The organism is Sphingobacterium siyangense (assembly GCF_007830445.1).
In the GTDB taxonomy this organism is placed as follows: Bacteria; Bacteroidota; Bacteroidia; order Sphingobacteriales; family Sphingobacteriaceae; genus Sphingobacterium; species Sphingobacterium siyangense.
Genome location: NZ_VLKR01000064.1, coordinates 1 through 7,738, shown reverse-complemented (window position 1 = coordinate 7,738; position 7,738 = coordinate 1). Strand labels below are relative to the sequence as shown.

Genomic DNA, 7,738 nt, shown 5'->3' with positions numbered 1-7,738 from the left:
CTCCCTTGGAAAAGATGGCCACCGCCTTTTTTAAGATAGCGTTCTCTAATTCTGCATCCCGTAATCTCCTCTTTAGTTCCCTGATTTCTTGCTCTTCAGGACTCAATTTGTCGTTTTTAGGCAATACGGTACCACCATTATATCTGGGATCCATGCGCCATTTACTTAATCTACTGGCATCCATGTCCAGTTCTTTTGCTGCTTCTAATACCGACCCTTTGCTGTAAGAAAGCTCTACTGCCATTTTCTTAAAGGAATCGTCAAATACTCTTTTCATCTGTTAACAAATTTAAATCTATTTTTCAAATCTGTCTCCACTCAAAGGTAGCAACTCCATTATGCCTCTGTCTTTGAGCTGGCGGGCGACGTGCTCGGCAAAGAGCAGTAACCACGGCTCGCCTTTGGCAGTTTCGAGCATTTTGGTGCTGTGGTTGGCGATGTCCTGAACAAGCCTTGAAATATGGAGCGCGGAACGGCCGGATTTCAAGGCCCGATCCACTTCGGTCAATGATCGGTGGATCATGTTCTGCACCAGCACCACGGAAGAAAGGTTGACGTTAATATCATCGATCCGTCCGCGGATATTCCCCAGCATACTGTTATGGGCCTGTTCGGAAACCAACCTGATCGCACCGTTTTCGTTTACGATGGCAAGATGCTTGGCATCAAAGATGATCGTCACATAGCTTTGGGCGAAAGTCATCTTTGAAAGACAGATAAACAGCAGGATTATGAGTTGTGTTTTCATGGTTTAAATTCCTCCAATTGCCTTAAAATATTATCGACTATACGCTTGTCCTCATTGATATAACCGGAAAACGGATTGAGGGAATCGAGCAGTTTTTTTCGCGTCGAATAGTACAGGGTAGCTGCAAGTCCCCGTGATGCTCCTGCGATCTTCCGAAGTTCCTGCAGGACGTGTCCGTAAAGTATTCTCCTGTCGCTTGCTTTCATCTGGTTAAGGTCACCGATACTGATAAAAAGTCCTGTCAGGTAGCGTGCGAGCTGCACGGCTTTTTCTGCCATATCTTTTTCTGAATCGATGGCAAGCAAAAGAAATTCGGGATGTGTGGAAACGATGCCTATAATCCTTTTTTGTTGGTTTATGATCTCGGTTACGATTGGGGCGGATTCAAGCCCCATACTAAGCCCCTGCAATGCTGTTCCCAAAACCTGAAAACGGCTGTGCAACTGCCGATAGCGGGTTTTTAGTTTTGCCGTTTCTTCTCGGTTTACTTCCTCGTTGGCCGAGGTTATGGCCTGTCTGTTTCTTGCGGTGATCTGGCGGTCGTATTCATCTTTGCTGTGTTCGACCAATTGGTGGAGCAGTTCCACGTTGAGCTGTGCATTTGCTCTGGTCAAAGCGATGACCAAAAGCAAGAGGGTCAGGATAAAGTATCTCATCGTTTGAGCAATCTTGAATTACGGATAATGTCATCGGCAATCTGTTTGTCGATATTGATAAAACCTGCGTATGGATTAAGGGAGTTAAGGATACCGCGCTGTTTCGCCCAATACATACTTCTGTGCATCCCAAAGGCCACGCCTCGCAGGATGGTCAATTCGGTACGTATCCGGCCCAACAGTTTTGCCCGTTCGCCCGCATCCATCAGGTTATCCTTTCCACCTTTCAGCACAAATGCGCTGACCTCGGCAGACAGGTTCGTCGCACGTGTCTTAAATTCCCGTGCGCCCGCTTCGGCAAATAGCAGGAGTACCGGATTTCCCCTTGCGATGTTCATTGCCTTTTCTACGTCGTTAACGATGTCAAGGGAAATGCTGGCAATGTCCTTTACCGTGAGCAGGGAACGGACAACGCCGGACACTTCGCTTAACCCTTTGTAAATCTTATCCTGCAAATCGTTCACGATCACGAGCTGCCCTGTTACGGCGAGCTGTCCCCGCTGGATAAGTGTAAGGTTTCTGTTTACGTCATTAAGCTGGCTGTTCATTACTCCGGCATGGACGCCCGTTGCGGCTGCCACGGCGGGGTCGATGTAAATCTGTCCCCTTGCGTAGAAAACAGCAAGGGACAGGATCGTTATTGCAATAATTCGTTTCATGTAAAATCAGGTTTAAAATATTCTCTTTGTGTGCTGGCGGGTGCGTTGTTCTCGTTTACCCTTTGCACAAAATCGCCCAATAAAAGACCGCTCTTTTCCATGTCGGAGACGAACGCCGTTAGGGCTTTTGGGTAGCTGCCATGATGTTTGGCGTAAATCTCCACGGCGCTTTTTTCGGGTTTTTCGGTCGTGAAAGCCAAGTGGTGGTAAATGCTGACCTCCACGCCGTACACTTCCCCGACATTTCCCCGACGGATATAAAATTCGTTGAAACGGGCACGTCCGTCCTTGTTGTCAAGGCGGTTGATCGTGAAAATCTTTTTCTGTTCGGCTTCGTTGATGGAGAGCAGTTCGGCAACCTTTCTAAAATCGGCCTCGTTCTGTTGCAGCAGGATGATGGTATCGGAATTGTTTATGATACTGTCCTTGATAATGGGATTGCCGATAATGTCATTGATTTCCTGTGTTACCTCGATGATTTCCCCCCAGAACTTTCGTACGGTCTTGTTCAGATATAAAAGGAAATTTGCCATCATTGGCGAGGAAATGGCCCGCCATGCTTCCTCCAAGATCAAGGTTTTCCGGCGGTTCTTCCGGTGGCGCATCTTTTGCACGAACAGATCCATTATAATCAACGTGACGATTGGCAGGAGCGTCTTGTTATTCTGTATGTTGTCAATTTCATAGACTATGAACCGTTCGTTGAATAGCGATTGGTCGGCATCTTCGTTCAGTATCGCTTCATATTCGCCACCTCGATAAAACTTCTTTAATACAAACCGAAATTCTTCCACGTCAAAAGCAATGCTTTCTTCGTTCCTTATATCGGGGATTTTCTGAATCGCAAATTCATAAAAGGAATTGAAGTCCAACTTGTCTGCTCGGTCTTCGATAGCCTTATCGAAATGATGGGCGTAATACGCTGAAATGACATTGGAAATTACGTCACGCTCGACTGTGGCCACCGTACCCTCGGAACCTTTCCAGAGCAGACAGATCAACGTTATCAAAAAATCCTTTTTCTCGATGTTGTATTCTTCCTCGCTGATCGCAAAGGGGTTCATCGTGATGGGCTTTTCTTCCGAATAGGTGATGTACTTTCCTCCGTAGGTACTGCAAAGACCGGAATAGGAATGCCCCACGTCCACGATCACCACGTCCATGTTGTATTGCAGGTACTGTTGGACGATTGCATTTATGGCATAACTCTTACCCGTGCCACTGCTACCTAACACGAAGCGATTTCGATTTTTTATACGGCCTGTCCTCATAACCAAATCCGATGGGTCCAGCGCCACGGGAACCCCTTGACGGTCGGTAAACCTTAGCAGAAACTCCGATGGTTCGTCGGTCGGCAACCGTTCCTTGAAAAAGAAACAGAGGGCGGCATCGGCCGTCGTCAGGAACCAATCGTACTTTTTCAGTTCCACGCCGACGCCCGGCAAGGCACACCGGAACAGTTCCAATTGGTTGTAAGCATTGCGTGATGGAATGATCCCCTGTTGGAACAGGGCGGCTTCGATAAAATTGGCCGTTTTGTCGATCTTATCCGTATCGGCGCATACGATCATGGAATAGTGCGCATTTACCAATAGCTGGTTGTCCCGTGCCACGTCTACCAATAAACGGTCGATGTCCTCCACGCACATGAGGTTGGCCGGATCGGGTACGCTCGAATGCCTTTTTCGCTTTACTTCAAGTTTGCCAAGCGTGATCTGTTGGCTGGGTATTTCCAATAGCTGGTTATAGATAATGGTACGATAACCGGGAACATGGTGCAGGAAAAACAGGTTGTCCACCGGAAAATCCCGCATACCGTTCGTTTCATTTTTGGCCGTAAAGGTTCCGATCTTTTCGGGCAGGTCAACCGAATCGGTGTTGACCATGCTGATACAGCGGACGGCCCGGTCACCGATCCGCAACTCGCGATCTGCACAACGGAGATTGTCCAACGTGATGTGTGGCTGCTCAAATTCTACGGCGAGCACCCTGTTTACAAAACGGTTTATTTCCGCTTCGGTAAGGTATGCGGGGTTAAGTGCGGCACCGGAAAGTAGGTCAAATACTTTGGCCATGTTCTGCCCGAAAGTGGCCAGTATCTTTTTGTCATAGGTGTAGAATGCCCCTTTTTTGACCAGACGGGTAACGGTCAGGTAGGTTCTGATCTCGGTATATTCCCGACCCTCAAAATGTTCTTGGTATTTCTGTTCCAAAAACTCGGTTGCGGGTTTGGGCTGGTATTTCCGCTTGATGAATACGTCGTGCTTTTGGATGATATGCCCCTCGCCAAGTATCTTGATGACGTTAAGCAATACCTGTTGGAAAGCGGTATAGGCTTCGGGATCGGCACCATACTGTAAGACGGGATTGGTCAGTCGCATCACGACAGAAAAATCGCCACGGTCGCCATACAATATGGACATTCCCTGATAATGGTCGATACCCACATAGGGCAATTCAAAGGCTGTCTTTCTTTCTGTTTTCATAACTGATCGATAAATGGACGGGGTGGATAAATACGCCTCGGTGGCGGGTTTTGTCATGGAGACCGTTACCCTGTTTCAAGAATGTATAGGCAAGTCCTGCACCCATCAAGGCAAGGGTGGCAAAGCCGCCCAGGATCAGGTTGGTCAGTGCGCCGATAAGTCCACCGATGGCCAGACCACCGATAAGCGAACCTATGCCCCAATAGATAAACTTGCCCTTGAAACCGCGGTAAATAAGGGGCCTTTGCAGCCCCTTATAGATTGGATAACGCCCGTGTGTCATACGCCGAAAAACGCTTTGATGACCACCGACACGAGTACCAAGAACAGGCAGGAACCTCCCCACGACATTAATTCCTTGTTGATGTCCTGATCTCCGCTGTTCCACTTGATGTACACCCGTATTCCCCCAATGAGCCCGACGACCGCGCCGATGGCCAGAATGAGCGTCGAAATGGGGTCTACGTAGCTGGTCAATGATGATGTGGCGGCATCGATACCAACTGTACCACCTTGCGCGAATGTTGATTGGGCCGCGGAAAGGCAAAGCGCGGCCATTGCAAACAGTTTTTTAGTGTTTACTGTCATAGAAATAATGGATAAAAAGTGAATAAAAAATGATTGGATTGTTAGTTTACCCCGAACAGGGCCTTTAGTGCGGCGCCGACGAGCGATAGGAAAAGGCAGGAAAAGAACCATCCCATGACCTGTGCATCGATGTGATGCTTGCCGGACTGCCAGTTGCTGTACACCCGCAATCCGCCGAGCAGTCCGCACACGGCACCGATGACAAAGGCAAGGTCAGAGAAATTGTAATACCACGTATTGACCTCCTTGCGCACTTCCCTAAATTCGGCAAGGCCGGGCTGGGCGGCTGCGTACAGGGCAAAAAAAATGACAGTAAGGAATACTGCCAAAAAGCGGATCGGTCGCATAATGGATTTAATAAGGGATGGTTTTGGTGTACTCGATAACGTCGTTCTGTACGAGCGATACGAGCTGCTTTAGGTTTATGCCCCCTGTGGATTGCAGGGGGCCGGACGAGATAACGGGTTTCCCCTCGGTTATCATAGGTTCGTTTTTTCTTTTGGATGGTTCGGGGATAACCCTTTCGGGCGGCGAATCTTCATCAAATGTCAATTCGTTTCCTCCATCGGCCGCGCTGGGAGCACGGCGCTGGATAAACAGGTCATACAGTACGTTTAGGGCATAGTAAATGCCATAGATGGCGATAACGCCGAGCAGGAATTGTGTCCAGTTCATAGATCAAGGGTTTTAATGTGTTCTTTGATGTATCGGGTGAGTTCGGGATGGGCTTTTAGAAATTGGTGCAGACTGTAAGATATGATCTTGGTCATGTCGATACCTTTGGCAACTTTCAGTTGTTTGAGCAGGAAAAGGGTTTTGTCGTCCAGACGGATCAGTAACCGTTCACGTCCGGTCAGTTCATGGTTTTGGATACTTTCAAACAGGCGTTCCAGCGTTTCCGTTTTTTTCTTTGGCGTGTCCTTTGGTGGTTCTGCCGGGGGGATTTCATTTGCCTGTGGCGGTTTCCCTTTCCGCAAGGAATCCCGAAGCTCGTCGGCAAGGCTTTTTATTCCGCTCATACTGTTTCCTCCTTAGCAATGTACTGTTCATAGATCAGGTCTAAGAGCGGCAGGATAACGGGATATAGAATGATCGGTGTCTGGAACGTATTTACCCGCTGGAAGTCGATCCGATCCGGCAGAGCGGGGGCGACCGTACCGAAACCGCGCAGGACATTTTCGACTTCCGTCCGTGTTTCGTACTTGACGGTGTTCTTGATACGGTTCGGCACGAAGATCAGGGGCGCCCGCTTGTTGATCCTGCCGATGACCATTGCAAACAGCAATGTGGAGTCCACCGAAAATTCGTCAAAGGCAAACGGACAGATCACCGCATCGGCGGCGGCAAATATGGGGATCAGACCATCGTCGTCCATCTTGCCCGGCAGGTCGATCAGTACGATTTCGTTCGGTGACTTCCCCAGCTTCCGTTGCATTGCCGGAAAATGGCTGAGGTCTGCGGGTACGATTTCGTACAGCGGTTCATTTTCCAAAATCTTTGCTTTCTCCGCTTTGGCGGAAAGTGATTGCTGGTAATCCATGTCAAGTATCGTAACCCGCCGTTCCTGTTGCTGGGTCAGGTAGTTGGCGAGCAGCAGGGTGAGCGTACTTTTTCCTGCCCCGCCTTTTTGGTTTCCTATAAGTATGAGCATAGTGCGTGGGTTTTAAAGGTGTTGTTGATAAAGTGATGTCAACGGGTATTTGTGCGGGCTTTGCGCTTACGTCTCCGGTTGCGTCCGTGGATCGCTTCGTCGTCGATGTCGTCGGAAATGTCGATCTGGATATTGGGTATCCATTGCTCGGATGTTCCCTGTTCGTGATCGGCATAGGCAGCGGTTTCTTCGGACGGCATTTTCTGTTCCTTTTCGTTTGGTTCAGCTATGTCCGTTTTAGTTTCTGCTTTGGCCGATATTTCGGGAATGGCTTCCGAGGGTGCGATAAATTCTGCCAACGGCATGAGGTCTTTGCCCTTGTAGACCATTTTCCTCGAATGGTCGATGACGGTATAACCGTATGGTGGTTTTCCGTCCTTACCGTGGAATATGATCTGTAACCCGAATTTGTCCGATAGCATCTGCGCCATTGCGGACGTGTAGCCCGATGGGGCGGACGATCTATTACCGGGCAGCGGAGCCGTAACATGAACGATTGCCGGATCGTACTGGCCACGGTACTTGGCAAAGACCGCACGGAGCTGTGCCAGCCGACCGATGTCTTTACTGAATGTGCCGATTTTTGCGTCCACCTGTTCCAATGATACCGCGCCTTGTCTTTTGCCGTAATGGAATTGCAACTTAAAAGTGGAGACTTTTTATGCTGCTAATTTCTGTTTTGATCGGTAGAACATTTCCATTTCATTTGGCGTTCTATATCCAATTGCAGAATGTATCCTTTTGGCGTGGTAAAATCCTTCAATGTACCTGAAGACCTCTAGCTTTGCAAGCTCCCTATTAGGAAATTTATGCTGGTATATGCATTCTGTTTTCAGTGTTTTGAAAAAGCTTTCAGCTACAGCGTTATCCCAGCAGTTACCTTTACGGCTCATGCTCTGTTTTATACCGTTTTTATTTAGCATAAGCTTAAACTCATCACATGCATATTG

Annotated in this window: 13 protein-coding genes; all 13 read right to left on the bottom strand. The window is 48.5% G+C overall.

Annotated features, from left to right (window positions below):
* On the bottom strand, nt 1-277 hold a 277-nt coding region (locus IQ31_RS27085; RefSeq protein ID WP_145331469.1), incomplete at its 3' end, for a transposase.
* 18 nt (nt 278-295) lie between these two features.
* A complete protein-coding gene (locus IQ31_RS27080) occupies nt 296-748 on the bottom strand; it encodes a hypothetical protein (protein WP_208734398.1) in 453 nt (150 codons plus the stop codon).
* Nucleotides 745-1,404 carry a hypothetical protein gene (locus IQ31_RS27075; protein WP_145331466.1) on the bottom strand — a complete coding sequence of 220 codons (660 nt, stop codon included), beginning with the start codon at nt 1,402-1,404 and terminating at the stop codon, nt 745-747. Before IQ31_RS27075 ends, IQ31_RS27080 begins: the two co-directional genes overlap by 4 nt.
* Nucleotides 1,401-1,952, bottom strand: coding sequence for a hypothetical protein (locus tag IQ31_RS27070; RefSeq protein ID WP_244294593.1), 552 nt, complete (start codon nt 1,950-1,952; stop codon nt 1,401-1,403). Before IQ31_RS27070 ends, IQ31_RS27075 begins: the two co-directional genes overlap by 4 nt.
* Before the next feature lie 107 nt (nt 1,953-2,059).
* Nucleotides 2,060-4,549, bottom strand: a complete 2,490-nt coding sequence (locus tag IQ31_RS27065; RefSeq protein WP_145331463.1) for a TraG family conjugative transposon ATPase — start codon at nt 4,547-4,549, stop codon at nt 2,060-2,062.
* Nucleotides 4,521-4,832 (bottom strand): DUF4133 domain-containing protein, encoded by a 312-nt coding sequence (locus tag IQ31_RS27060; protein WP_145331461.1) that lies wholly within the window; start codon nt 4,830-4,832, stop codon nt 4,521-4,523. Before IQ31_RS27060 ends, IQ31_RS27065 begins: the two co-directional genes overlap by 29 nt.
* Nucleotides 4,829-5,137 (bottom strand): DUF4134 domain-containing protein, encoded by a 309-nt coding sequence (locus tag IQ31_RS27055; protein ID WP_028069947.1) that lies wholly within the window; start codon nt 5,135-5,137, stop codon nt 4,829-4,831. The genes IQ31_RS27060 and IQ31_RS27055 overlap by 4 nt, the downstream gene beginning before the upstream one ends.
* A 41-nt stretch (nt 5,138-5,178) precedes the next feature.
* Nucleotides 5,179-5,484 carry a DUF4134 domain-containing protein gene (locus IQ31_RS27050; protein WP_145331459.1) on the bottom strand — a complete coding sequence of 102 codons (306 nt, stop codon included), beginning with the start codon at nt 5,482-5,484 and terminating at the stop codon, nt 5,179-5,181.
* Between the two features lie 7 nt (nt 5,485-5,491).
* Entirely contained in the window at nt 5,492-5,812 is a 321-nt protein-coding gene (locus IQ31_RS27045) for a hypothetical protein (RefSeq protein ID WP_145331457.1), read from the bottom strand.
* On the bottom strand, nt 5,809-6,156 hold the full coding sequence (locus tag IQ31_RS27040) for a hypothetical protein (protein ID WP_145331455.1): 348 nt from the start codon (nt 6,154-6,156) through the stop codon (nt 5,809-5,811). The genes IQ31_RS27045 and IQ31_RS27040 overlap by 4 nt, the downstream gene beginning before the upstream one ends.
* On the bottom strand, nt 6,153-6,788 hold the full coding sequence (locus IQ31_RS27035) for a ParA family protein (protein WP_145331453.1): 636 nt from the start codon (nt 6,786-6,788) through the stop codon (nt 6,153-6,155). Before IQ31_RS27035 ends, IQ31_RS27040 begins: the two co-directional genes overlap by 4 nt.
* A gap of 38 nt (nt 6,789-6,826) precedes the next feature.
* Nucleotides 6,827-7,390, bottom strand: a complete 564-nt coding sequence (locus tag IQ31_RS27030) for a hypothetical protein (RefSeq protein ID WP_145331451.1) — start codon at nt 7,388-7,390, stop codon at nt 6,827-6,829.
* 57 nt (nt 7,391-7,447) lie between these two features.
* On the bottom strand, nt 7,448-7,738 hold a 291-nt coding region (locus IQ31_RS27025; protein ID WP_145331449.1), incomplete at its 5' end, for an integrase core domain-containing protein.

Coding starts and splice junctions, on each gene's coding strand:
- IQ31_RS27080 (WP_208734398.1), bottom strand. CDS start 748: ATGAAAACACAACTCATAATCCTGCTGTTTATCTGTCTTTCAAAGATG.
- IQ31_RS27075 (WP_145331466.1), bottom strand. CDS start 1,404: ATGAGATACTTTATCCTGACCCTCTTGCTTTTGGTCATCGCTTTGACC.
- IQ31_RS27070 (WP_244294593.1), bottom strand. CDS start 1,952: ATGAACAGCCAGCTTAATGACGTAAACAGAAACCTTACACTTATCCAG.
- IQ31_RS27065 (WP_145331463.1), bottom strand. CDS start 4,549: ATGAAAACAGAAAGAAAGACAGCCTTTGAATTGCCCTATGTGGGTATC.
- IQ31_RS27060 (WP_145331461.1), bottom strand. CDS start 4,832: ATGACACACGGGCGTTATCCAATCTATAAGGGGCTGCAAAGGCCCCTT.
- IQ31_RS27055 (WP_028069947.1), bottom strand. CDS start 5,137: ATGACAGTAAACACTAAAAAACTGTTTGCAATGGCCGCGCTTTGCCTT.
- IQ31_RS27050 (WP_145331459.1), bottom strand. CDS start 5,484: ATGCGACCGATCCGCTTTTTGGCAGTATTCCTTACTGTCATTTTTTTT.
- IQ31_RS27045 (WP_145331457.1), bottom strand. CDS start 5,812: ATGAACTGGACACAATTCCTGCTCGGCGTTATCGCCATCTATGGCATT.
- IQ31_RS27040 (WP_145331455.1), bottom strand. CDS start 6,156: ATGAGCGGAATAAAAAGCCTTGCCGACGAGCTTCGGGATTCCTTGCGG.
- IQ31_RS27035 (WP_145331453.1), bottom strand. CDS start 6,788: ATGCTCATACTTATAGGAAACCAAAAAGGCGGGGCAGGAAAAAGTACG.